Below are 21,736 nucleotides of genomic sequence, written 5' to 3'. Positions count from 1 at the left end.
CTCTCCGGACCGTAGGGCGGGGTGGTCGGGCTCACCAGGCTTGTGCCCGTTGTGGGAGCAATGCGCGTAGTTCGCTTTCTGCGCGTTCTGCTCACACTGTTTTCGCCGGGTTAGACGGGTATCGTGCTGCCATGTCCTGGCCTGGTAGGAGGCCGCACCCCCGCTTCGCGACCCAGGCGCTGCTCGTGCAGGTCGCAGTGCTCGTGCTGATCCTGGGCGTCGGATTCACGCTGGTGGCGATCCTGCTGCGCGCGGAGCTGATGCGGCAGTACGAGGAGCGCGCGCTCGGCGTCGCCCGCTCCGTGGCGGCCGACGACGTCATCGTCAGGGACGTGGCCGCGCACGAGCGAACCCCCGAGGTGCAGCGCAGGGCCGAGGCCGTGCGCCGCCGCACGGGCGTGCTGTTCGTCGTCGTGGCCGACGACCACGGCATCCGCTACTCCCACCCCGACCCCGACCGCATCGGCCAGCGCGTGAGCACAGAACCGGAGGCGCTCAGCGGCGCCGAAGTGGTGACGTTCGAGCGCGGCACGCTCGGCCTGTCCGCTCGCGGCAAGGTGCCCCTGCTCACCCCGGACGGCAAGGTGGCCGGACAGGTCAGCGTGGGCATCGCCGCCGACCAGGTGTCCCGCAGGGTGACCGGCCTGCTGCGCGGCGCGGCCGGCTTCGCCGGCATCGCCGTCGTGCTCGGAGTGGCGGCGTCCGTGCTGCTCGCGCGCCGGCTCAAACACCAGACGCTCGGGCTTGAGCCCGCCGACCTGGCCGACCTGCTCAGGGAACGCGAGGCCGTCCTGCACGGCATCGACGAAGGCGTGCTGGCCGTCGACCCGGCAGGACGCGTCACCATCTGGAACGACGCCGCCGCCCGGCTCATCGGCTGCCTGCCCGCACCCGGCACGCCGATCGACGACGCCGGTCTGCCGCCCGGGCTGCGCACGCTTCTCATCGAGCGCCGTGCCGTACGCGGTGTGCTGGTCGCCACCGAGGACCGCATGCTCGTGGTCACCGCAGGGCCCGTACGGCGAGGCGACCACGACCTGGGCCACGTCGTCACCCTGCGGGACCGCACCGACCTGGACGAGATGGCCCGGGAACTGGACGTGGTCCGCGCGTTGTCCGACGCGCTGCGCGCGCAGGCGCACGAATACACCAATCGGCTGCACACGCTGTCCGGCCTGCTGAGCCTCGGGCACAGGGGCGAGGCCGAGGCCTACCTGCGGGAACTGGCCGACGACCCGCTCGCCACCGAATACAGCGACGGCGGCCGGGTGCGCGACCCGTACGTGCGGGGCCTGCTCGCCGCCAAGACCGCGGTCGCCTCGGAGCAGGGGGTCGACCTGCGGCTCAGCGCCGACTCCTTCCTGCCGGGGCAGCTGCGCTTCCCGCTGGACGTGGTCACGATCGTCGGCAACCTCATCGACAACGCCGTCGCCGCGGCCCGCGCGGGCGCGCGGCGGCCGGCCTGGGTAGAGCTGTCGCTGGTCGCCGAGGCCGACATCCTGCACCTGGTGGTCGTCGACAGCGGAGACGGGGTGCCGGCCGCCGCCGTCGACCGGCTGTTCGACCAGGACTTCACGACCAGCGCCGACGACGCCCGCCCCCACGGCGTCGGGCTCGCGCTGGCGCGGCGGCTCACCCGGCGCAGGGGCGGCGACCTGACGCTGACCCGCGCCGCGGGAGCCGACTGCGGCGCCGTCTTCGTGGCGCGGCTGCCGGGTTCGATCGAGCCGTCGCCCGCCACGCGCGAAGCCCACCTGTCCGCCGCCGTCCCCGGAGGTGCGTCATGATCCGCGTTCTGGTGGTCGACGACGACTTCCGCGTGGCCGACCTGCACGCCCGATATGTCGGGCGGGTTCCCGGATTCGAGGTCGGCGGGGTCGCGCACACGGCGGCCGAGGCGGTCGAGCTCGCAGCGCGGCTGCGTCCTCATCTCGTGCTGCTCGACCAGTACCTCCCCGACGCGTCGGGGACGTCGATCGTGCCGAGGCTCGGCGGCCACGTCATCATGCTGACCGCCGCGGCGGAAAGCGCCGTCGTGCGCGAGGCCCTCGGCCACGGCGTGGTCAACTACCTGGTCAAACCGTTCAGCGAAAGCGACCTCGCCGAACGGCTCCGGGCGTACGCGCGTTTCCACGCCCGCCTGGACGGCCCCCGCCCCGGAGGGGGCCCCTCGCTCAGCCAGGCCGAGATCGACCGCGCCATGCGCACGCTGCGGGAGGGCGACCGGGTCGACGCCTCCGTGCGGAAGGGCCGGTCGAGCCACACCGCTCAGCTGGTCATCGACGCCGTGCGCGGCGCGGGTGAGCCCGTCACCGCCGTCGACGTCGCCACGCGGCTCGGGTTGTCCCGGGCGACGGCGCAGCGCTATTTGTCCGACCTCGCCGCGGACGGCAGGGTGACCGTCGGGCTGCGGTACGGCACCACCGGCCGTCCCGAGCACCTCTACCGGTGGCCCACGCAGGCCTGAGGTCAGGCCTCGTCCTTGCCGTTCTGGAGAAACGCCATCACGCCGGAGACGGCGGCCTGCGTGACGGTCAGGCTGGTCCTGTCCGCTCCCTGGAGAACGAGGGCCAGGGCGAGGTCGGCGGCATCGGCCTCCGGCATGACCGTGACGGCGACCTTCGACGAGGCGAGTGGGATCCTCAGCCGCACCAGCGGGCCCCGCGCCTCGTCGCGCAGTTCCTCCTCGGCCGTGGCCACGCTGAGATAGGCGTAGTCCCGCTCCCCCAGCCTGATGCTGAACCCCCGGCCCTTCTTGCCGAGGGAACGCCGGTTCTGGCCGATGGTCGCGGTGAGTTCGCCGAGGGTGAGCCGGGTGTGCCCGTCGACCGCGATCAGCCCCTGCCTGGTGTTGTCAGGGTGCGTGACGGAGCAGTCCGGCAGCCCCGGAGCGGCGAGCGTCGCCACCCGGGGCACCGTGCCGACGGTGACGGCCACCTCCCCGTACGGCCCCGCCGTACCGGTCAGGGACAGGGAGGTGGTCCGCTGCCTGGACGGGCGGACCGGGGTGTGGCGGACGAGGTCGAAGGCGAACCCGGACATGTCACGTCACCTTTCGACCGGGAGAGATCGTCGTCAGAAGAACTCGATCATCCCACCGGTGCCGCCCGCCGGTGAAGACTCAGACCTGCTCGGCCGCCTCGACCACGTTGGCCAGCAACATCGCCCGCGTCATCGGGCCGACACCGCCGGGGTTCGGGGAGAAGAACCCCGCCACCTCCTGGACGTCCGGCGCCACGTCGCCGGCGAGCTTGCCGTCCACGCGGGAGACGCCGACGTCGAGCACCGCGGCGCCCGGCTTCACCATGTCGGCGGTGACCAGGCCCGGCACTCCGGCTGCCGCCACGACGATGTCGGCGTTCCTGACGTGGGCCGCCAGGTCGCGCGTGCCGGTGTGGCACAGGGTCACCGTGGCGTTCTCCGACCGGCGGGTGAGCAGCAGGCCGAGTGGACGGCCCACGGTGATGCCCCGCCCGACCACGACCACCTCGGCGCCCTTGATCGGCACGCCGTACTCCTGGAGGAGCACCACGATGCCGTGTGGCGTGCACGGGAGCGGCGCGTCGACCATGTGGACGAGCCTGCCCAGGTTGACCGGGTGCAGCCCGTCGGCGTCCTTGGCCGGGTCCATCCGCTCGATCAGGGCCTGGGTGTCCAGGTGGCGCGGCAGCGGAAGCTGCACGATGTATCCCGTGCAGGCCGGGTCGGCGTTCAGCTCGTCGATCGCGGCCTCCACCTCGGCCTGGCTCGCCGTGGCGGGCAGGTCCTTGCGGATGGAGGCGATGCCGACCTCCGCGCAGTCGCGGTGCTTGCCGGCGACGTAGATCTGGCTGCCCGGGTCGTCGCCGACCAGGATCGTGCCCAGCCCGGGGGTCACCCCCGACGCCGCCAGCTTCTTCACCCGCTCCGCCAGTTCGGCCTTGATCCTCGCCGCGGTCGCCTTGCCGTCCAGAATCTGCGCGCTCATCGGCTCGCCTTCCTCCCTCGAATCCCGTTCCGTCACTTCTGCTCAGTGGAAGAAGTGGCGGGTGCCCGTGAAGTAGAGCGTGATGCCCGCGGCCTCGGCGGCGGCGACGACCTCCTCGTCGCGGACGGACCCGCCCGGCTCGACGATCGCCGTGACCCCTGCCTGCACGAGCACCTCCAGGCCGTCGGCGAAGGGGAAGAACGCGTCGGACGCGCCGACGGCGCCCTCAGCACGCTCACCCGCCCGGCTCACCGCGAGCCTCGCCGAGTCGACCCGGTTGACCTGGCCCATGCCCACGCCGACGGTCGCGCCGCCGGAGGCCAGCAGGATGGCGTTCGACTTCACCGAACGGCAGGCCCTCCAGGCGAACGCGAGATCGGCCAGCACCTCGGCCGAGGCCGCCTGGCCCGCCTTGAGCTCCCATGTGGCCGGGTCGTCGCCGGGCGCGTCCACCCGGTCGACCGTCTGGACCAGCAGGCCGCCGTCGATCCTGCGGAACTCGGCGGCGTTGGCCGGACGCGACGGGCACACCAGGAGCCTGATGTTCTTCTTCTCCGTCAGCACCGCCAGGGCCTCCGGCGCGAAGGACGGCGCCACGACGACCTCGGTGAAGATCGGCGCGATCTGCTCGGCCAGCTCGCGGGTCACCTCACCGTTGACCGCGATCACGCCGCCGTAGGCCGACACCGGGTCGCACGCGTGCGCCTTGCGGTGCGCCTCGGCCACATCGGCGCCGACCGCGATGCCACAGGGGTTGGCGTGCTTGATGATCGCCACGCAGGGCTCGTCGAAGTCCCAGGCGGCACGCCAGGCGGCGTCCGCGTCCACGTAGTTGTTGTAGGACATCTCCTTGCCGTGCAGCTGCTCGGCGTTGGCCAGGCCGTCCGTCTGCGCGGAGTACAGCGCCGCCGCCTGGTGGGGGTTCTCCCCGTACCGGAGGGTGGCCGAGCGCCGCCACGTCGCGCCCATGAACGCCGGCCACGGGCCCTCGGGCGCGTACGAGCTCGCGAACCACGAGGCCACGGCCACGTCGTACGACGCGGTGTGCGCGTAGGCGAGCGCGGCGAGCCGCCGCCGCTCCGGCAGCGTGAACCCGCCCTCCTCCACGGCGGCGAGCACCTCGCCGTACGCCGACGGGTCGACCACCACGGCCACCGTGTTGTGGTTCTTGGCCGCCGCGCGGATCATGGCCGGGCCGCCGATGTCGATCTGCTCGACGCACTCGGCCTCCGACGCCCCCGACGCGACCGTCTCGGCGAACGGGTAGAGGTTCACCACCGCGAGTTGGAACGGCTCGATCTCCAGCTCTTCGAGCTGCTTGACGTGGGAGGGATTCTCGCCGTCGGCGAGCAGCCCCGCGTGGACCCGGGGGTGCAGCGTCTTGACCCGGCCGTCCAGACACTCGGGGAAGCCGGTCAGCGACTCCACCTTCGTCACCGGCACGCCGTACGAGGCGATCGCGGCGGCGGTTCCGCCCGTCGAGACGATCTCCACGCCGGCGGCCTCAAGGCCTCTGGCCAGCTGCTCCAGCCCCGTCTTGTCGTAAACCGCGATCAACGCGCGCCGGATGGCGATGCGGGTCACTTCGTGCTCCTCCCTGATCTGCACCGCCGGTGTCACGGGCGGTGGGTGTCTTCCTGGTTTCGGAGGTCTCTTCCGAGGTCGTCGTGGTCGTCGTACTCGCCGCCCTGCTCGCCGCCGAGGCGGACCGTCCTGCCGGAGACCGTCCAGCCGTACCGGGCCATGCGTCCGACGATCTCGACCAGAAGACCCCGCTCGACGTCCTTGATCCGCTCGTGCAGCGAATCCTCGTCGTCGCCCTCCCGTACGGCCACGGCCTCCTGGGCGATCACCGGACCGGTGTCCACACCCGAGTCCACGAGGTGCACCGTGCAGCCGGTGAGGCGCACGCCGTACGACAGCGCGTCGCGGACGGCGTGCGCGCCCGGGAAGGAGGGCAGGAGGGCCGGATGCGTGTTGACCACGGGGAACATCCCGAGAACCCGCGGCCCGAGGATCTTCATGAATCCCGCAGAGACGACGAGGTCGGGCTTGAACTCGGCGATCTGCTCCGCGAGCGCCTCATCCCAGGCCTCACGGCCGGAGTGATCGCTCACTTTTCGCACGAACGTCGGCACTCCCGCACGTTCGGCCCGGGCGAGCCCCTCGATGCCGTCACGGTCGGCGCCGACGGCGACTACGCGCGCGCCGAACGCCTCATCGGCCGTGGCGTCGAGCAGCGCTTGTAGGTTGGTCCCCGAACCGGAGACGAGGACCACGAGTCGGAAGGACAGGGTGGAACTCCTTCGAATACGGGCTTCGTTTTGCGGGTTATGGCGGAGAGATGATTCCGTGGACATGTGCACGCGTGGAGGGTCCGCCACCCTCGGCGCAGCACAAAGGGTATCGGGCGCCGGAAACCACGACCTACGACGGTCGAGGTACGCCGCCCGGAGGCCGGCCGGACAAGAGGCGAGGAGACTGTGACAACACCCGTTCAGATACAGGCCCGGGAGGCAGGAGGCCGCAGGGCGCTCGGCCTCGCCGTCATGGCGCTCGTCTTCGCCTTCATCCTTCCCGCCGCCGGCCTGGCCCTTTCCGTGTTCGCGTTCATCATCTCCGTGCGTGACCTGCGCTCCCTCCACCGGGGGCGCGGCAAGCTGGGGCTCGCCACCAGCGCCGTCGTCGTCTCCGTGGTGACCTTCCTGATCGGCGCCGGCGCGGTCGGCGTCCAGCTGTACTTCTCCAGCGAGATCACGGCGTTCAACGAATGCCACAAGGGTGCGGGCACCGTCGAGGCCCAGCAGGAGTGCGCCGACCAGTTCAAGCGCGGGTTCCAGGACAAGACCGGCATTCCCTGGCCGGACGACGTCCCGGTCATGGGCTGAGCCGGGGTCAGTCGCGGTCCCAGGCGTAGGGATCCACGTAGATCACGTGGCCGCCCCGGTCGTCGGACTCGTCCACGATGTCGGTGCGCGGCCGCTTCTTCCTCATGTCGTCGAAGGTCTCGGCCGCGGCGACCGCGTGATCGTCGGGCGCCCAGTCGTCTTTGACCACCGGAATCGGCTGCGTGTCCGACTCGGTGGCGTCCAGCCAGTGGCCGGGGAGCACCCGCGGGTTCTTCTCGGTCAGGCGCACCCGGCTCGCGGCCTTGGCGATGACGGCGCCCGCCTTGCGCACCGGCTCAGGCGTCGCGGCGGGCCTGCGGGAGATCAGCCACCAGTTGGTGATCCCGGCCGAGATGCCCGCCGCCACGCCGACCTCCAGCGTCACCGACAGTGCCACCTCCCAGGGAGACGGCCCCATGGCCGACAGCCTGGCCGCGCCGAGCGGGCCGCCGGACAACGCGGCCAGCGTCCCCGCCATGGCCCCGGTGCAGAGCCCGCAGACGAACCCCCACAACGGGGCGGCCTCGATCATCGGCGTCGGGGCGGTCCGCGCCACCACGACGCCCGCGACCGCCCCTACGGCGAACGGCACGGCGATCACGGCCATGACCCAGGCGGGCGAGGTGCCCGGGGCCGGCAGAGCTCCCAGCAGGGGCAGCGAGGGCACGGCGCCGAGCTTGACGCCGGTCGGCGCGACCAGCGTGCCCGCACCGATGGCGAATCCCGGGCCGGCGATGTAGGCCATGCCCCAGACCGCCGCGTTCACGAGGTACAACGCCTCGACGAGGGCGAGCAGCAGGCCGCCGACGAATCCCGGGGCCAAGACGCTCGACAGGTCTTTGATCTGCCCGAAGTTGACCACGATCGCGCCCAGCACCAGCAGCGCCCCCGCGACGAGCAGCAACGTGATGGACACCGCCGTACCGGCCACGACCGAACGCGGGCGCTCGGGCAGCAGCCGCAACATCGACCGCCATGGCCCGATGGTGCGCGCGGTGGCCAGCGAGCCCGCCAGGAAGGCGAGCACGAGGTGGCTGACCAGCGCCTCACCCAGGAACGGCTGGGTCACCTCGTTCCTGGCGACCAGGGCGATCATCCCGGCGAGCAGCGAATAGGGCGCGGCGAGCGAGATCCCCGCCTGCGCGACCAGCCTGAGCTGGGCACGCCTGCGGGCGTTCTCCGCATCTCGCGGGGTGCCCTTGGGGAGCCGTGCGGGCATGCGCACCCGCAGGTCGGCGTCGCGGGCCATCCACAGGCCGGCGCGGTAGAGCAGGACGCCGGGGAGGATCGTCAGCCCCAGCGGCAACAGGCCGATCCTGCCGCCGGGGATCGCGAAGCCGGCGTGGTGGGCCACAAGCCAGAACTGGCATGCCGTACGGAAGACACCGGGGAGGCTGTCGCCGAAGGCGCTGAGCGGCGCCGCGATCCAGCCGACGAGGGTGAGGGTGGTGAGGACGGCGAGGCCGGCGCCGAGCGTCCAGACGGCCGCCAGCATGCCGGAGACGGGAAGGGGGCGCCGTGTCTCCTCGTCATCGCCTTGGGAGGCGCGGCCGAGGACGGCACGAGGGGCTGTCCGCAGCTGGTCAAGAAGCGGCGTCACGATACCCCATGCTCCCAGCCGTTCCGGTTATTTCCACGCCGCCACGCCGCCCCCACCCCAACTGGGACCGTCCAACTCGGGGTGGTTCAACTGGAGGTGTTTCCACCTGGGCGTGTCTTCACCTGGGCGTGTCTCCACCTGGGCGTGATCATGCAGAAGGTCGAGGATCTGGCCGCCGACCTGGCACGACACGATGCGTGATCATGCAGAAGTTCGAACATCCCTGCCTTCACCTGCGAAAACTCCAACCGTGATCATGCAGTTGGCGCCCGAAACGTTTGTGACCTTGCCCCGGAAAGGTGCAAGGTCACGAACGACGAAGTCCCACGTCAACCAGGCCGTCCGCGAATTACTGCATGATCACGAACGGCGTCGCCCCTGGTCAGCGGGCATTTCCCCGAACTTCTGCATGATCACGCGCGAAGTCGGGGCCGGTCAGGCGGCCGGCGCCCGAACTTCTGCATGATCACACCCACGTTGCCGGGGGGGAAGGTCAGCGGGACTGCATGACCTCGCGCATGAGGCGGGCGGTCTCGCTGGGGGTCTTGCCGACGCGCACGCCGACCTTCTCCAGGGCCTCCTTCTTGGCCTGGGCCGTACCGGCGGAACCGGACACGATGGCGCCCGCGTGACCCATGGTCTTGCCTTCGGGAGCGGTGAAGCCCGCCACGTAGGCGACGACCGGCTTGGTCACGTGCTGCTCGATGTAGGCCGCGGCCCGCTCCTCGGCGTCGCCGCCGATCTCGCCGATCATCACGATCGCGTCGGTGCCGGGGTCGTCCTGGAACGCCTGCAGGGCGTCGATGTGCGTGGTGCCGATGACCGGGTCGCCGCCGATGCCCACCGCCGTCGAGAAGCCGAAGTCACGCAGCTCGTACATGAGCTGGTAGGTCAGCGTGCCCGACTTCGACACCAGGCCGATACGGCCGGGCGTGGTGATGTCGGCGGGGATGATGCCGGCGTTGGAGGCGCCGGGCGAGGCGATGCCGGGGCAGTTCGGCCCGATGATGCGGGTCTTGTTGCCCTTGGCCACGGCGTAGGCCCAGAACTCGGTGGTGTCGTGGATCGGCACACCCTCGGTGATCACCACGCAGAGCGGGATCTCGGCGTCGATCGCCTCCTTGACGGCGTCCTTGGTGAACGCCGGGGGCACGAAGACCACCGAGACGTCGGCACCCGTCGAGGAGATGGCCTCGGCGACGGTGCCGAAGACGGGCAGGCCCTCGTGCACGGTGCCGGCCTTGCGGGCGTTGACGCCGCCGACGACCTTGGCGCCGGAGGCGAGCATGCGGCGGGTGTGCTTGGTGCCCTCCGCGCCGGTCATGCCCTGAACAATGATCTTGCTGTCGGCTGTGAGCCAGATGGCCATTACGCACCTACCGCGGCGAGCTCGGCGGCACGCTGGGCCGCATCGTCCATCGTGTCGACCAGCTCGACGCCCGGGAGTGCGGCGTCGGCCAGGATCTGCCGCCCGAGAGCGGCGTTGTTGCCGTCCAGGCGGACGACGAGTGGGCGTGTCACGGCCTCGCCCCGGCCCGCGAGGAGCTCGAAGGCGGAGACGATGCCGTTGGCGACGGCGTCGCAGGCGGTGATGCCGCCGAAGACGTTGACGAAGACCGACTTGACCGACGGGTCGGACAGGATGATCTCCAGGCCGTTGGCCATGACCTCGGCCGAGGCGCCGCCGCCGATGTCGAGGAAGTTGGCCGGCTTGGGCTGGCCGGCGAAGCCCTCGCCCGCGTACGCCACCACGTCGAGCGTGGACATGACCAGGCCGGCGCCGTTGCCGATGATGCCGACGGAGCCGTCCAACTTGACGTAGTTGAGGTGCTTCTCCTTGGCCTTGGCCTCCAGCGGGTCCTCGGCGGCCTTGTCGACGTAAGCCGAGTGCTCGGTCTGGCGGAAGTTCGCGTTCTCGTCGAGGGTGACCTTGCCGTCGAGGGCCTTCACCTGGCCGTCGGCCGAAAGGATCATCGGGTTGACCTCGACCAGCGAGGCGTCCTCATCGACGAAGACGGCCCAGAGCTTCTCGATGAGCTCGGCCGCGCCGTCCAGCGCCTGCGGCGGCAGGCCGCCGGCCTCGGCGATCTGGCGCGCCGTGGCGCGGTCGATGCCGTCCAGGGGGCTCACCGGCACCTTGGCGACCTTCTCCGGCGCGGTGTGAGCCACTTCTTCGATGTCCATGCCACCGGACGCGGAGCAGATCGCCAGGAAGGTCCGGTTGGCCCGGTCGAGCAGGAAGGAGAAGTAGTACTCCTCCGCGATCTGGCTGGCCTCCTCGATCAGGACCTTGTGAACCGTGTGGCCCTTGATGTCCATTCCGAGGATCTGCGTCGCCTTCTGGTGCGCGTCGGCGGCGTCGTCAGCCACCTTGACGCCGCCGGCCTTTCCACGCCCGCCGGTCTTGACCTGGGCCTTGACGACAACCTTGCCGGTCAGCTGCTCGGCGGCCGCGCGCGCCTCCTCCGCGGTGTGCGCGACGATGCCGCGCGGCACCGGGATGCCGTACTCCGCGAAGAGCTCCTTCGCCTGATGTTCGAACAGGTCCACGAGGGTCCGTCCCTTTTGATGTCGAGGCCAGGCGCCGTCGTCTCGCCCGGCGATTCCGCCCATGAAGCCTAGCCTTAGCCGCGACCGGGCTACGTCATCGGGTCCTCGACGGTCTATGCCACAGAAAATGAATTACGTCAAGAGCAGGCAAATCATCCTAAACTGACGCGGGCACAGCCGTACGGACCCAGTCGACGATCTCCTGGGTGGTGGCTCCCGGAGTGAAGATCTTCGCGACGCCCATCTTGTGAAGCTCGGGGAGGTCGGCCTCGGGGATGATCCCGCCGCCGAACACGACGATGTCGTCGGCGCCCTTCTCGCGCAGGATCTCGATGACCCTGGCGAACAACGTCATGTGCGCCCCGGACAGGATCGACAGGCCGATCGCCGCCGCGTCCTCCTGGATCGCGGCGTGGACGATCTGTTCCGGCGTCTGGTGCAGCCCGGTGTAGACGACCTCCATGCCCGCGTCGCGCAGCGCCCTGGCCACCAGCTTGACTCCCCGGTCATGCCCGTCGAGGCCGGGTTTGGCGACGACGACGCGGATCCTGGCTTCCATCAAGACCTCCCGAGTGATGCGCGCCAAGGTACGACGCCGAAGGGCGCGGATCGCGCGCCCGGCCGTACCCGAGGCCATGTCGCCTCGATAGCGTGCCCGCTGCCCGAAGCGTAATCACCCGGAGCCGCTCGCGGGGAAACCGGCGGCGCACATGGTGTATGTCAGGCACTCATCCCCCGTACCGCCACTCGTGATCACCACGTGATCATTTGCGAGGAGCATGTGCGGGCTGCCCTTTGTCGAAACAAGGGCGCATACGGGAGGAATACCCATGAGGCGAATTCTCGCCACTGTGGCATGCGCTACGACGGCTGCGGTTCTCGCGTCGGCGCTCGCCACCCCCGCGCAGGCCCAGACCCTGCCGAACCCCGTGACCGTGCTCAAGAAGCAGTTCGTGTCCGGCCGTGGTGCCGCGTTCACCGACCGCACCTCTGTGAAGCAGGCTGGGCGCTCCAATCTCTTGCTGCAGCGGTCCGGCAAGTTCCAGTTCAACAAGAGCGGGCTGGCCGCGTCGGATCTCACCGCCAAGTTCAACCTCTCCGCTCCCCAGGTCAAGGACGTGCCGAAGGAACTGGCGAGCCTTCTCAAGCCGGAGCGGACGATCCGCATCGGCACGACGTCATACATCAAGGGCGGCCTCTTCGCCGACTTCCTGCCCAAGGGCAAGACCTGGCTTAAGTACCCCAAGGGCCCGGTAGGCGGGCTGAACAGCGCCTTCGGGCAGCTCATCGGCGTCACCGAGCCGCGCACGCTTCAGGGGCTGCTGTCACACGGAAAGCGGAAGGGCAGCACCTACAGCGGCACGACCACCTTCGCGGACCTGTGGAACGTCTCCAGCTGGTTCCGGTACTCGGTCGGCGTGCGCCCCACGGGCTCCGAGGCCAAGACCAAGGTCTCCTGGAAGCTGTACGTCACCAGCAAGGGCGTGATCACACGCCTGGTGAGCTCGTACAACGGCGGAGCGGTCGGCATGCCGGGGACGACGTTCACCCTCGTCCTACGCCCACTGGGGTGCCAAGGTGTCGCTGAAGGCTCCGCCGGCCAGCCAGGTCGCCGGGCTCGCCGACCTGACTCCGCCCGACGACCCCACGACTCCCCCCGACCCGACCTCTCGGCTCGCCCAGGCCTCTCGGCTCGCCCAGGCCATCCTCTAGTCCGCGCCTCTCGTGGAACCGGGCCGGCCCCCACCTCGGTGAGGGCCGGCCCGGCCCAGGTCAGAGCTTCTCGACCTTGGCGTAGGCCAGGAGCAGCGTCTTCTCCCCCGAGCTGCCGAAGTCGATCTTCACACGGGTCTTCTCCGCCGCGCCCTCAACGGCGACCACCGTGCCGAGGCCGAATGAGTCGTGCGTGACCCGGTCGCCCGGTGAGAGGTTCGGGATCTCCTTGCCGCCCGTCTGCTTCGCGGGAGCCGTACGGGCGGGTGTGCGAGACGTGGCGGCCGACCAGGCGTTCTTGCCGGGGTCGCCGCGCCAGTCGATGAGATCGCCCGGCACCTCCGACAGGAACCGCGAGGCGGGGTTGAACGAGGGCGCGCCCCAGGAGGTCCGCACGGCCGCCCGGGAGAGGTAGAGCCGCTGCTCGGCCCGGGTGATCCCGACGTACGCGAGACGGCGCTCCTCCTCCAGCTCCTTGGCGTCGCTCAGCGAGCGCATGTGCGGGAAGACGCCGTCCTCCATCGCGGTGAGGAACACAACGGGGAATTCCAGGCCTTTGGCCGTGTGCAGGGTCATCAGCGTGACGACGCCGCCGTGGTCCTCGCCCTCGGGGATCTGGTCGGCGTCGGCGACCAGCGAGACCTGCTCGAGGAAGTCGACCAGCGTGCCCTCCTCGTTGGCCGCCTCGAACTCGGCCGCGACCGAGATCAGCTCGTTGAGGTTCTCCAGGCGGCTCTCGTCCTGCGGGTCGCCGGAGGTCTCCAGCTCGGTGCGGTATCCGGTGCTGTTGAGCACCTCCTCCGCCAGTTCCGACAGCGGCAGCTCCTTGCCGCGCAGGTCGTCGAGCAGCGCGGTGAACTCCTTGACGGCGTTGAGCGAGCGGGTGGCCAGGCCGGGGGCCGCGTCGGCCCGCCGCAGCGCCTCCCAGAAGCTGATCCGCTCGCGCCCGGCGAACGCCTCGATCATCGCCTCGGCCCGGTCGCCGATGCCGCGCTTGGGCACGTTGAGGATGCGCCGCAGGGAGACCGTGTCGCTCGGGTTGGCCAGGACCCGCAGGTAGGCGAGCAGGTCCTTGACCTCCTTGCGCTCGTAGAACCGCACCCCGCCCACGACCTTGTACGGCAGGCCGGTGCGAATGAAGATCTCTTCGAAGACGCGGGAGGCCGCGTTGGTCCGGTAGAAGATCGCCACCTGGCCCGCGGTGACGCCCTCGTCGTCGGAGAGCCTGTCGACCTCCTGGGCGACGAACATGGCCTCGTCGTGCTCGTTGTCGGCCACATAGGCGACGATCTTCGGCCCGGCACCCTGCTCCGACCACAGGTTCTTGGGCTTGCGGCTCTCGTTCCTGGAGATCACGGCATTGGCCGCGTTGAGGATCGTCTGCGTGGAGCGGTAGTTCTGCTCCAGCAGGATCGTCTTCGCGTCCGGGTAGTCGCGCTCGAACTCCAGGATGTTGCGGATCGAGGCGCCGCGGAAGGCGTAGATCGACTGGTCGGCGTCGCCCACCACGACCAGTTCGGCCGGCTCGACGCCCTCCCGCACCACGTCGCCGTCGGCGGTCTTGAGCTCGGGCCTTCCGACCAGCTCGCGGACCAGCACGTACTGCGCGTGGTTGGTGTCCTGGTACTCGTCGACCATCACGTGGCGGAACCGCCGCCGGTAGTGCTCGGCCACCTCGGGGAAGAGCTGGAACAGGGTGACGGTGAGCATGATGAGGTCGTCGAAGTCCATCGCGCCGGCCTCGGTGAGCCGCTGCTGATAGGTCTTGTACGCCTCAGCGAGCGTGCGTTCCAGGTGCGTCTGGGCGCGCTCGGCCGCCGTCTCGTAGTCGATCAGCTCGTTCTTGAAGTTGCTCACCTGGGCCGAGAACGACCTCGGCGGATACCGCTTGGGGTCGAGGTCGAGTTCGCGGCACACCAGCGCCATCAACCGCTGGGAGTCGGCTTGGTCGTAGATCGAGAAGCTGCCGGTGAAGCCCAGCCGCTTGGCCTCACGGCGCAGGATCCGCACGCAGGCGCTGTGGAACGTCATGACCCACATCGCCTTGGAGCGCGGGCCGACGAGCCGGTCCACCCGCTCCTTCATCTCGCGGGCGGCCTTGTTGGTGAAGGTGATCGCAAGGATCTCGGACGGCTGCACGTGGCGCTCGGCCAGCAGATAGGCGATGCGATGCGTGAGCACCCGGGTCTTGCCGGAGCCCGCCCCCGCCACGATCAGCAGGGGGCTGCCCTGATGGATGACGGCTTCGCACTGCTGGGCGTTCAGGCCGTCGAGCAAGGGATGGGTGGCGGTTCCGGTGGACACCTCCTAAGGGTATGACCGTCCACCGACATCCGGTGCCTCGGCGGCTATCACGCCCCCTTTAGGGTGAGTTGCCACAACAAGGAGGCCGCCTGCAATGCTCGACGCCGAGTTCAAGACCGTTCTCGTGGTGACCGCGCACCCTGACGACATCGATTTCGGCGGATCGGGGGCGATCGCCAAGTTCGTCGACGCGGGCGCCGACGTCGTGTACTGCCTGGTCACCGATGGCGACGCCGGCGGATTCGACCGGACGGTCGACAACGGCGGCATGGCGTCGGTGAGGCGGGCCGAGCAGACGGCCGCGGCCGCGTGCGTGGGTGTCACCGACATCCGCTTCCTCGGCTACCCGGACGGCATGGTCGAGCAGTCGATCGGCCTCCGGCGCGACATCGCCCGTGTGATCAGGCAGGTGCGGCCCGGCCTCGTGCTCACCTCGACCCCCGACCGCAACTATGCGCGCCTCGGCCCCAGCCATCCCGACCACCGGGCCGTCGGCGGCGCGACCCTCGACGCCGTCTACCCGGACGCGCGCAACCCGTACGCCTTCCCCGAGTTGCTGGTGGACGAGGGCCTGGAAGCCTGGACGGTGAGCGAGGTGTGGCTGATGGGGTCGATGACGGCGGACCATTACGTCGACGTCACCGCCACCGTGGACCGCAAGATCGCCGCCCTGCGGGCGCACGAGAGCCAGACCGGGCACATGGACGACCTCGACTCCTTCGTGAAGGGCTGGCTGTCGGCGAACGCCGCGAAGGCGGGCCTGCCCGAGGGCTCGTTCGCCGAGGCGTTCCAGCGGGTGGTCACCGCCTGACCTGGGCGAGACCCCTGGGAGGCCCCTGAGAAGCTGCGAGCGGCTGCGGGCAGGATCAAAGGCGTGAACACGCTGCTTCAGGTCACCCCGCAGCTCGGCGTGGTGGTGGCCCTGCTGGTCGTCGCGGCGGCCGCGGTCGCCGCCGTCGGACGGCTCGGCCACACCGCGGCGATCGTCACCGCGGCGATCCGGGCCGCCGTGCAGCTCGCCGTGGTGTCCTTCGTGATCGTCGGGGCGATCCGGTTTCTGCCCGCCGCCGCGCTCTTCCTGCTCCTGATGTACGGCGTGGCCAGTGTCACCGCCGGCCGCAGGATCGCGCGTGACCGTACCGCCCTGTGGGCCGGCCTGCCGATCGCGTGCGGCACGGTGCCGGTGCTCCTCATCATGGTCGTCTCGCGGGTGGTGCCGGTGACGGGCATGGCCCTCATCCCCATCACCGGAATCCTCCTGGGCGGCTGCCTGACCGCCACCTCCCACGCGGGGCGGCGGGCGCGCGACGAGCTGGAAGGGCGCCGCGGCGAGGTCGAGGCGGCCCTGTCCCTGGGGTTCTCCGTACGTGACGCCAGGCTGGAGATCTGCAGGCCGGCGGCCTCCCAGGCGCTGATTCCGGCGCTCGACCAGACACGGACCGTCGGCCTGGTCACGCTGCCCGGCGCGTTCGTCGGCATGATGCTCGCGGGCGCCGGCCCCGTGCAGGCCGGCATCGTCCAGGTGGCCGTCCTGGTCGCGCTGCTCGCCGCGGAGGCCGTGGCGGTGGTCGTGACCATCGAGCTGACCGCGCGGGGCTACTTCACCGCCTGAGCCCCGTCCCTGTCCGCCCCGTCCCTGTCAGCGACGCGCCGGGCGAGGCGGGCCGCGACATAGCCGAACGAGTTCGTCGCGACGTGGAGCAGGGCGGGAGCGAGCAGCCCGCCTCTGCGGCGCAGCCCGTGGAAGAGCATTCCGGCCGCGGCGGTGGACACGACCGTCCCCGCCACGACCCGGGCCAGGCGACCGCCTCGTACGGCACCGGCCAGCGCGGGGTTGGCCCTGGCCATGTCCGCCGCCGGGAGCACGTGCCACAGCCCGAACAACGCCGCGGACACGACGCCTACCGCGCGCGGGGAGGTCCGGCGGGCCAGGAGGGCGGGCAGCACGCCCCGGAAGGCGACCTCCTCCAGAAGCACGGTCCCGAACGGCACCTGGACGAGGACCTCCTCGGCCAGCCGTACGCGGGACAACGCCAGTGCGCGCTCGTCGAGGAACAGGGGGCGGGTCCTCGGCATGGCGACCCCCGCCGTGTACCCGGCCGCGACGGCCGCCGCCAGCAGGCCGCCGGCCCGCGCGCCCCGGCCGGCTTGCTCGAAGCCGAGCTCCTGCCACCCGAGGCCGTCCCGCCGGGCGACGGTGAGTAGGGCCAGGGCGGCGGCTCCGGAGGTGGCCGGCGCCCAGCGTCTCGCAACCCGGTTGTTCAGCACGTTCGCCGCCGCCAGCACGCCCAGCGCGCACGCGATCGGCGTCACGGTGCGCGGAGGTTCCGCCGTCGTGCCCACGCCGTCATGCTGCCACCCGCGGAGCGCCCGCGTCAGCAGGTGCCGGTGCCCCGCTGGTATCCCTCGACGAACGAGGTCTGCCGCTGGGCCGGGGTGCCGTGGGCGTCCGGCGCCCACCAGGCGTCGGTCGGGTCGCCCGCCGCCGCGAGGTTGGCGAGCAGTTCGGTGTCGTCGCCATCGTCGGCCTTGATCATCCCCTCCTGGATCAGGCCGCTGAGCGTGGCCCCCGCATAGCAGTCGGCCTGCAGCTCCCGCTGCACGTTGAATTGGAAGTCACCCGCCAGCTGAGCCTGTACGGCGTGGCCGAACTCGTGCGGGATGACCACGTAGACGGCACCGTCGCCCATGCGGTTGTACATCGCCTCCAGCCAGCGGGCGTCGTAGGCGATGAAGTGCCCGCTGGGGCAGTAGAACGCGTTGTTGGGCACCGAGGGCTGCCCGCCGCAGTCGGGCCCGTCGTCGCCTGCGTAGGCGACGAAACGGTCGACCGGCGTATACGTCCCTCCGCTCTCCTGGAACCGCCGCGCCCAGAACCGTTCGGTGAGGCACCGGGCCAGCTCGACGTCGCCGGCGAAGTCCTCACCTGTCGCGTCGCATTGCCGCCCGGGAGTGGCGCGCGTTTCCGTCTGGTCCGGCGGCCCGCCGGCGCAGGCTGCGATCAGCAGTCCCGCGAGGGCAAGAGGGAGAAGCCGTCGAAGGATCATTCCGTCATAATTGCCGATTTCAGATGCTGATCCCAGAGACGGACCGGCCTGCATGTGCTCCAGGAAACCCGGTCATGCGCCGGCCGACTTGGGCCCAACCGTGCCGCGCGCGTGGCCTGCCAGGTAATCCTTCGCTTCTTGGGACGCCTTGGCGTACGAGCCGGAGTCGAAGGGCGGTTGCGGGTCGTACTCGATGGCGAGCTGGAACGCCTCGGCAGCGACCCTCCCCGCGATCAGCTCGGCCAGCCGCAGTGCCATGTCGATTCCCGAGGAGACTCCCGCGGCGGTCACGATGCCACCAGGCTGCTCCACGACGCGACGTCCCGTGTACGTGGCGCCATACGACTCCAGGGCGTCTACGGCCCCCCAATGTGTGGTGGCCTCCAGGCCGTCGAGCAGGCCGGCCGCGCCAAGCAGCAGGGAGCCGGTGCACACCGACGTCGTCCACTCCGCAGAGGCGTGGACACCGCGGATCCAGTCGAGCAGCGACTCGTCGCCCAGGCTGCGCCAAGCACCGGGACCACCGGGCACCACAAGCACATCGGCTTCTGTGACGGCAGAAAACGTGGCCGTCGCGACGAGCGAGAGCGCGCCGTTGTCGTCCGCGTACGGTCCGGTCGCCGCGCCGACGAAGACGACGTCGGATCCCGGCAGCATGCGAAGAACCTCGTACGGTCCGACGACGTCGAGCGCGGTGAATCCGTCAAGGAGGGGGATGGCGATGCGCATGAGTGAGCCTTTCTGAGATGCCGCAGCCGTCAGACGAGTGCGGTGTGCGCGGAGAAGTACTTGCGATACTCACCAGGGGTGACCTGAACGGTCCGCCTGAAACTGCGGTGCAGGGTCGCGACAGTGCCGAATCCGCAGGCCTGGGCCACCGCTTCCAGGGTGATGGCGGTGGTCTCCAGGAGCCGCCTGGCGGCCTCGATGCGGGCGTTTTCGACGTACGCGGCTGGAGTGTGGCCGGTCTCGGCACGGAAGACGCGCGTGAAGTTCCGTTCGCTCATCGCGGCGCGGGCGGCCAGGGTGGGCACGGTGAGGTCGCTGTCGGGGTGGTCGGCGATCCATCCGAGGACATCGCGCAGCGCCGACCGTTCCGGCCGCTGAGCAGCGAGTTGGGCGCTGAACTGCGCTTGTCCTCCGGGGCGTTGGACGAACATCACCATCTGGCGGGCGACGGCACGGGAGACCTCGGGCCCATGGTCGTCCTCCGTCATGGCGAGCGCGAGGTCCATTCCCGCGGTGATACCGGCCGAGGTCCACACGTCACCATCGCGGACGAAGATCGGATCAGGATCGACTGTGACCTGCGGATACCGCTCGGCCAGTTCGTCGCAGCGCGACCAGTGGGTGACCGCGCGCCGTCCGTCGAGCAGGCCGGCGGCGGCGAGCAGGAAGGCCCCGCTGCACACCGAAGCCGTACGCCGGGCGTTTCGGGCGGTCCGAGCCAACCAGTCGACGAAGCGTGCGTCCTCGCATGCCCTGTGGACGCCTCCACCCCCCACCGCGATGAGCGTGTCCACCGGCCCGGCGGCCTCATCGACGGTCAAGGTGGGGGAGATCGCGAGGCCGCCGCTTGACGACACAGGACCGGATGCGCCGGCCACCGTTTCGATGACGACGCCGCCGGTAATGCGGCCGGCCTGCGTGAACACCTCATGAGGTCCGGTGAGGTCGAGGATCTGGAAATCCGGGAAGACAGCGAATACGATGCGCCGGCTGGTCACCCATTCATCGTGGCCGCGCCTCGTAATGGCGGCAAGGACACGAATATGACGATTCCCGCCACCAGGCCTGCCACCAGATCCATGTGAGTTCCAGGGGCGGGTCGGTGCTGGTGGCGGCCCCTGCCTACACGAGGCGGCGGGCGGTGGCCCAGCGGCTCAGCTCGTGGCGGTTGGACAGCTGGAGCTTCCTCAGCACGCTCGACACGTGCGTCTCCACCGTCTTGACCGAGATGAACAGCTCCTTGGCGATCTCCTTGTAGGCGTAGCCCCGGGCGATCAGCCTCAGCACCTCGCGCTCGCGCTGCGTCAGCGAGTCGAGCTCGGGGTCGATGGGCGGGGCCTCGGTCGAGGCGAACGCGTCCAGCACGAACCCCGCCAGTCGCGGCGAGAAGACCGCGTCGCCGTCGGACACCCGGATGATCGCGTCGGTCAGCTCGGCCCCGCTGATCGTCTTGGTGACGTACCCGCGTGCGCCTCCACGGATCACGCCGATCACGTCCTCTGCCGCGTCCGACACCGACAGGGCGAGGAACCGCACCTGGGAGCCGGACCCGAGCACCCGCTTAAGCACCTCCTGGCCGCCGCCGCCCGGCATGTGCACGTCGAGCAGGACGACGTCGGGCTGCAACTCGGCGATGGCCTGCACGGCGGACTCCACGTCCTCGGCCTCGCCGATGACCTGGATCGACTCGCCCAGCTCGGCCCGGACGCCTGACCGGAACAACCGGTGGTCGTCGACGATCAGCACACGCACGGTCTTCATCAGGTGTCCCTCTTCATGGTCAGCATGACCTCGGTACCGTCACCGGGCTCGGTCCTGACCCGGGCGCTCCCCCCATGGCGCTCCATCCTGCCGATGATCGACTGGCGGATGCCCATCCGGTCCTCTGGAATGTCGTCGAGCACGAATCCCTTCCCCCGGTCCCGCACGAACACGGTCACCTCGTCGGCCTCGACCTCCGCGTAGACCGATATGACCGGCGATTCAGAATATTTCGCCGCGTTCACCATGGCCTGCCTGGCGGCGTGGAGCAAGGCCGAGAGGCCTTCCGTCAGCTCGCAGTCGCCCACGCAGACCACCTCGATCGGCACGCCGTGAGCGTCCTCCTCCTCCGCCGCGATTCTCCGTACGGCGGCCGCGAGGGTGGCGTCGGCGTCCTGCTTGGGCTGGTAGAGCCAGTTGCGCAACTCGCGCTCCTGCGAGCGGGCCAGGCGCGTCACCTCGCGCGGGTCGTGCGCGTTGCGCTGGATGAGGGTCAACGTGTGCAGCACCGAGTCGTGCACGTGCGCGGCGACCTCGGCCCGCTCCTCCTGCCTGATGCGCTCGGTCCGCTCCCTCTGAAGTTCCTTGACGAGGGAGGCGAGGTACGGCGCGGCGATCATCAGGATGCCGCCGACGACAACCGCTGTGAACACCAGACCGGTCCGGGCCTTGGCGAGCTCTCCGCTGGCCGCGAGGAAGCCGACGGCGCCGACCGCGACCAGCAACGCGCCGATGATCGTACGCACCCAGGTCGTCCTGACCTGCTTGACCGCGCCGGTCATCCATCGCTGCCGCCTGCCGGGGTCGGCCTGCTGCCACAGGATGAGCGCGCCGATGCCTCCGACCGCGATCGGCCAGCTGCCGAAACCTCCGCTGGAGGCTCCCGTCACCCAGCCGAAGCCGGCCAGCACCAGCCAAAGCACGCCGTACGCGGCGAACTGCCCCCAGTCGCGGGCCGGCCCGCGGCCCTTGACCTGCTCCTTGGGGGTGAACATCCACAATGCGGCGTAGGCCACGAATCCGAGCCCGTCGATCACGGTGAGCAGCACGAAGGCCAGCCGCAGCACGACCGGGTCGAGCCGCAGCTGGGCGGCGGCCCCCTGGGCCACACCCGCGATCACGCGGCCCTTGACGGGCCTGACGAGCCTCGGATAGGCCTCAGGCGCGTGGGACATTT

At 70.3% G+C, this 21,736-nt stretch carries 22 protein-coding genes; 6 read left to right on the top strand and 16 right to left on the bottom strand.

Going from position 1 to position 21,736, the window contains the following annotated elements; all coding sequences use genetic code 11:
• Nucleotides 1–131: 131 nt before the first annotated feature.
• Together Pth03_RS07625 and Pth03_RS07620 are read left to right on the top strand one after the other, a co-directional pair.
• Nucleotides 132–1,787 carry an ATP-binding protein gene (locus Pth03_RS07625; protein WP_203943423.1) on the top strand — a complete coding sequence of 552 codons (1,656 nt, stop codon included), beginning with the start codon at nt 132–134 and terminating at the stop codon, nt 1,785–1,787.
• On the top strand, nt 1,784–2,467 hold the full coding sequence (locus Pth03_RS07620; protein ID WP_203943422.1) for a response regulator: 684 nt from the start codon (nt 1,784–1,786) through the stop codon (nt 2,465–2,467). The genes Pth03_RS07625 and Pth03_RS07620 overlap by 4 nt, the downstream gene beginning before the upstream one ends.
• Nucleotides 2,468–2,469: 2 nt before the next feature.
• Here the strand turns inward: Pth03_RS07620 and Pth03_RS07615 are convergent, their stop codons facing one another.
• From Pth03_RS07615 to purN, 4 genes are all read right to left on the bottom strand, one after another.
• Nucleotides 2,470–3,042, bottom strand: a complete 573-nt coding sequence (locus tag Pth03_RS07615) for a hypothetical protein (protein WP_203943421.1) — start codon at nt 3,040–3,042, stop codon at nt 2,470–2,472.
• A 79-nt stretch (nt 3,043–3,121) separates the two neighbouring features.
• Nucleotides 3,122–3,967 carry a bifunctional methylenetetrahydrofolate dehydrogenase/methenyltetrahydrofolate cyclohydrolase gene (locus tag Pth03_RS07610; protein WP_203943420.1) on the bottom strand — a complete coding sequence of 282 codons (846 nt, stop codon included), beginning with the start codon at nt 3,965–3,967 and terminating at the stop codon, nt 3,122–3,124.
• Nucleotides 3,968–4,009: 42 nt separating this feature from the next.
• A complete protein-coding gene (gene purH / locus Pth03_RS07605) occupies nt 4,010–5,551 on the bottom strand; it encodes a bifunctional phosphoribosylaminoimidazolecarboxamide formyltransferase/IMP cyclohydrolase (protein WP_203943419.1) in 1,542 nt (513 codons plus the stop codon).
• A gap of 32 nt (nt 5,552–5,583) precedes the next feature.
• A complete protein-coding gene (gene purN / locus Pth03_RS07600; RefSeq protein WP_239118870.1) occupies nt 5,584–6,261 on the bottom strand; it encodes a phosphoribosylglycinamide formyltransferase in 678 nt (225 codons plus the stop codon).
• A gap of 189 nt (nt 6,262–6,450) precedes the next feature.
• Here purN and Pth03_RS07595 point away from each other — a divergent pair, with 189 nt between their 5' ends.
• Nucleotides 6,451–6,855: a hypothetical protein gene (locus Pth03_RS07595; RefSeq protein ID WP_203943417.1), complete on the top strand. Its 405-nt coding sequence runs from the start codon at nt 6,451–6,453 to the stop codon at nt 6,853–6,855.
• Nucleotides 6,856–6,862: 7 nt separating this feature from the next.
• Here Pth03_RS07595 and Pth03_RS07590 read toward each other — a convergent pair whose 3' ends face one another.
• The 5 genes from Pth03_RS07590 to Pth03_RS07570 form a co-directional block, all read right to left on the bottom strand.
• Nucleotides 6,863–8,455 carry a cell division protein PerM gene (locus Pth03_RS07590; RefSeq protein WP_203943416.1) on the bottom strand — a complete coding sequence of 531 codons (1,593 nt, stop codon included), beginning with the start codon at nt 8,453–8,455 and terminating at the stop codon, nt 6,863–6,865.
• 493 nt (nt 8,456–8,948) lie between these two features.
• On the bottom strand, nt 8,949–9,824 hold the full coding sequence (gene sucD / locus Pth03_RS07585; RefSeq protein WP_203943415.1) for a succinate--CoA ligase subunit alpha: 876 nt from the start codon (nt 9,822–9,824) through the stop codon (nt 8,949–8,951).
• Complete coding sequence (sucC, locus tag Pth03_RS07580; RefSeq protein ID WP_203943414.1) at nt 9,824–11,005, bottom strand: ADP-forming succinate--CoA ligase subunit beta; 1,182 nt, start codon at nt 11,003–11,005, stop codon at nt 9,824–9,826. The genes sucD and sucC overlap by 1 nt, the downstream gene beginning before the upstream one ends.
• A gap of 157 nt (nt 11,006–11,162) precedes the next feature.
• Nucleotides 11,163–11,564 (bottom strand): coenzyme B12-dependent isobutyryl CoA mutase small subunit, encoded by a 402-nt coding sequence (gene icmB, locus Pth03_RS07575; RefSeq protein ID WP_203943413.1) that lies wholly within the window; start codon nt 11,562–11,564, stop codon nt 11,163–11,165.
• Nucleotides 11,565–12,356: 792 nt separating this feature from the next.
• A complete protein-coding gene (locus Pth03_RS07570) occupies nt 12,357–12,554 on the bottom strand; it encodes a hypothetical protein (RefSeq protein ID WP_203943412.1) in 198 nt (65 codons plus the stop codon).
• 29 nt (nt 12,555–12,583) lie between these two features.
• On the opposite strand from Pth03_RS07570, the gene Pth03_RS41990 reads away from it, so the two are divergent.
• Entirely contained in the window at nt 12,584–12,718 is a 135-nt protein-coding gene (locus tag Pth03_RS41990; RefSeq protein WP_275413050.1) for a hypothetical protein, read from the top strand.
• A gap of 60 nt (nt 12,719–12,778) precedes the next feature.
• On the opposite strand, the gene pcrA is transcribed toward Pth03_RS41990, so the two are convergent.
• The gene (pcrA, locus tag Pth03_RS07565) at nt 12,779–15,022 is read right to left on the bottom strand and encodes a DNA helicase PcrA (RefSeq protein WP_446687040.1); all 2,244 of its coding nucleotides are present in this window, start codon (nt 15,020–15,022) and stop codon (nt 12,779–12,781) included.
• Nucleotides 15,023–15,116: 94 nt separating this feature from the next.
• Between pcrA and Pth03_RS07560 the strand changes: the two genes are divergently transcribed.
• Both Pth03_RS07560 and Pth03_RS07555 read left to right on the top strand, forming a co-directional pair.
• Complete coding sequence (locus tag Pth03_RS07560; protein WP_203943411.1) at nt 15,117–15,833, top strand: PIG-L deacetylase family protein; 717 nt, start codon at nt 15,117–15,119, stop codon at nt 15,831–15,833.
• A gap of 63 nt (nt 15,834–15,896) precedes the next feature.
• A complete protein-coding gene (locus tag Pth03_RS07555; RefSeq protein WP_239118833.1) occupies nt 15,897–16,634 on the top strand; it encodes an ABC transporter permease in 738 nt (245 codons plus the stop codon).
• Here Pth03_RS07555 and Pth03_RS07550 read toward each other — a convergent pair.
• From Pth03_RS07550 to Pth03_RS07525, 6 genes are all read right to left on the bottom strand, one after another.
• Nucleotides 16,619–17,365 carry a CPBP family intramembrane glutamic endopeptidase gene (locus Pth03_RS07550; RefSeq protein WP_239118832.1) on the bottom strand — a complete coding sequence of 249 codons (747 nt, stop codon included), beginning with the start codon at nt 17,363–17,365 and terminating at the stop codon, nt 16,619–16,621. The genes Pth03_RS07555 and Pth03_RS07550 overlap by 16 nt on opposite strands.
• Before the next feature lie 32 nt (nt 17,366–17,397).
• Complete coding sequence (locus Pth03_RS07545; RefSeq protein ID WP_203943410.1) at nt 17,398–18,069, bottom strand: neutral zinc metallopeptidase; 672 nt, start codon at nt 18,067–18,069, stop codon at nt 17,398–17,400.
• A 72-nt stretch (nt 18,070–18,141) separates the two neighbouring features.
• Nucleotides 18,142–18,798 carry a DJ-1/PfpI family protein gene (locus Pth03_RS07540; RefSeq protein WP_203943409.1) on the bottom strand — a complete coding sequence of 219 codons (657 nt, stop codon included), beginning with the start codon at nt 18,796–18,798 and terminating at the stop codon, nt 18,142–18,144.
• 29 nt (nt 18,799–18,827) lie between these two features.
• Nucleotides 18,828–19,796, bottom strand: a complete 969-nt coding sequence (locus Pth03_RS07535; protein ID WP_203943408.1) for a GlxA family transcriptional regulator — start codon at nt 19,794–19,796, stop codon at nt 18,828–18,830.
• 124 nt (nt 19,797–19,920) lie between these two features.
• The gene (locus Pth03_RS07530) at nt 19,921–20,559 is read right to left on the bottom strand and encodes a response regulator (protein WP_203943407.1); all 639 of its coding nucleotides are present in this window, start codon (nt 20,557–20,559) and stop codon (nt 19,921–19,923) included.
• Complete coding sequence (locus Pth03_RS07525; protein WP_203943406.1) at nt 20,559–21,734, bottom strand: ATP-binding protein; 1,176 nt, start codon at nt 21,732–21,734, stop codon at nt 20,559–20,561. Before Pth03_RS07525 ends, Pth03_RS07530 begins: the two co-directional genes overlap by 1 nt.
• Nucleotides 21,735–21,736: the final 2 nt, after the last annotated feature.

This window comes from Planotetraspora thailandica, from assembly GCF_016863335.1.
GTDB lineage: Bacteria > Actinomycetota > Actinomycetes > Streptosporangiales > Streptosporangiaceae > Planotetraspora > Planotetraspora thailandica.
Note: the sequence above shows the minus strand (reverse complement) of the source record. Positions and strands in the feature narration are given on the sequence as shown.

Excerpts from the sequence above, each read along its gene's own strand:
- Pth03_RS07620 (WP_203943422.1), top strand. The coding sequence starts at position 1,784 with ATGATCCGCGTTCTGGTGGTCGACGACGACTTCCGCGTGGCCGACCTG.
- Pth03_RS07610 (WP_203943420.1), bottom strand. The coding sequence starts at position 3,967 with ATGAGCGCGCAGATTCTGGACGGCAAGGCGACCGCGGCGAGGATCAAG.
- Pth03_RS07545 (WP_203943410.1), bottom strand. The coding sequence starts at position 18,069 with ATGATCCTTCGACGGCTTCTCCCTCTTGCCCTCGCGGGACTGCTGATC.
- sucD (WP_203943415.1), bottom strand. The coding sequence starts at position 9,824 with ATGGCCATCTGGCTCACAGCCGACAGCAAGATCATTGTTCAGGGCATG.
- icmB (WP_203943413.1), bottom strand. The coding sequence starts at position 11,564 with ATGGAAGCCAGGATCCGCGTCGTCGTCGCCAAACCCGGCCTCGACGGG.
- Pth03_RS07560 (WP_203943411.1), top strand. The coding sequence starts at position 15,117 with ATGCTCGACGCCGAGTTCAAGACCGTTCTCGTGGTGACCGCGCACCCT.
- Pth03_RS07615 (WP_203943421.1), bottom strand. The coding sequence starts at position 3,042 with ATGTCCGGGTTCGCCTTCGACCTCGTCCGCCACACCCCGGTCCGCCCG.
- Pth03_RS07625 (WP_203943423.1), top strand. The coding sequence starts at position 132 with ATGTCCTGGCCTGGTAGGAGGCCGCACCCCCGCTTCGCGACCCAGGCG.
- Pth03_RS07530 (WP_203943407.1), bottom strand. The coding sequence starts at position 20,559 with ATGAAGACCGTGCGTGTGCTGATCGTCGACGACCACCGGTTGTTCCGG.
- Pth03_RS07525 (WP_203943406.1), bottom strand. The coding sequence starts at position 21,734 with ATGTCCCACGCGCCTGAGGCCTATCCGAGGCTCGTCAGGCCCGTCAAG.
- Pth03_RS07540 (WP_203943409.1), bottom strand. The coding sequence starts at position 18,798 with ATGCGCATCGCCATCCCCCTCCTTGACGGATTCACCGCGCTCGACGTC.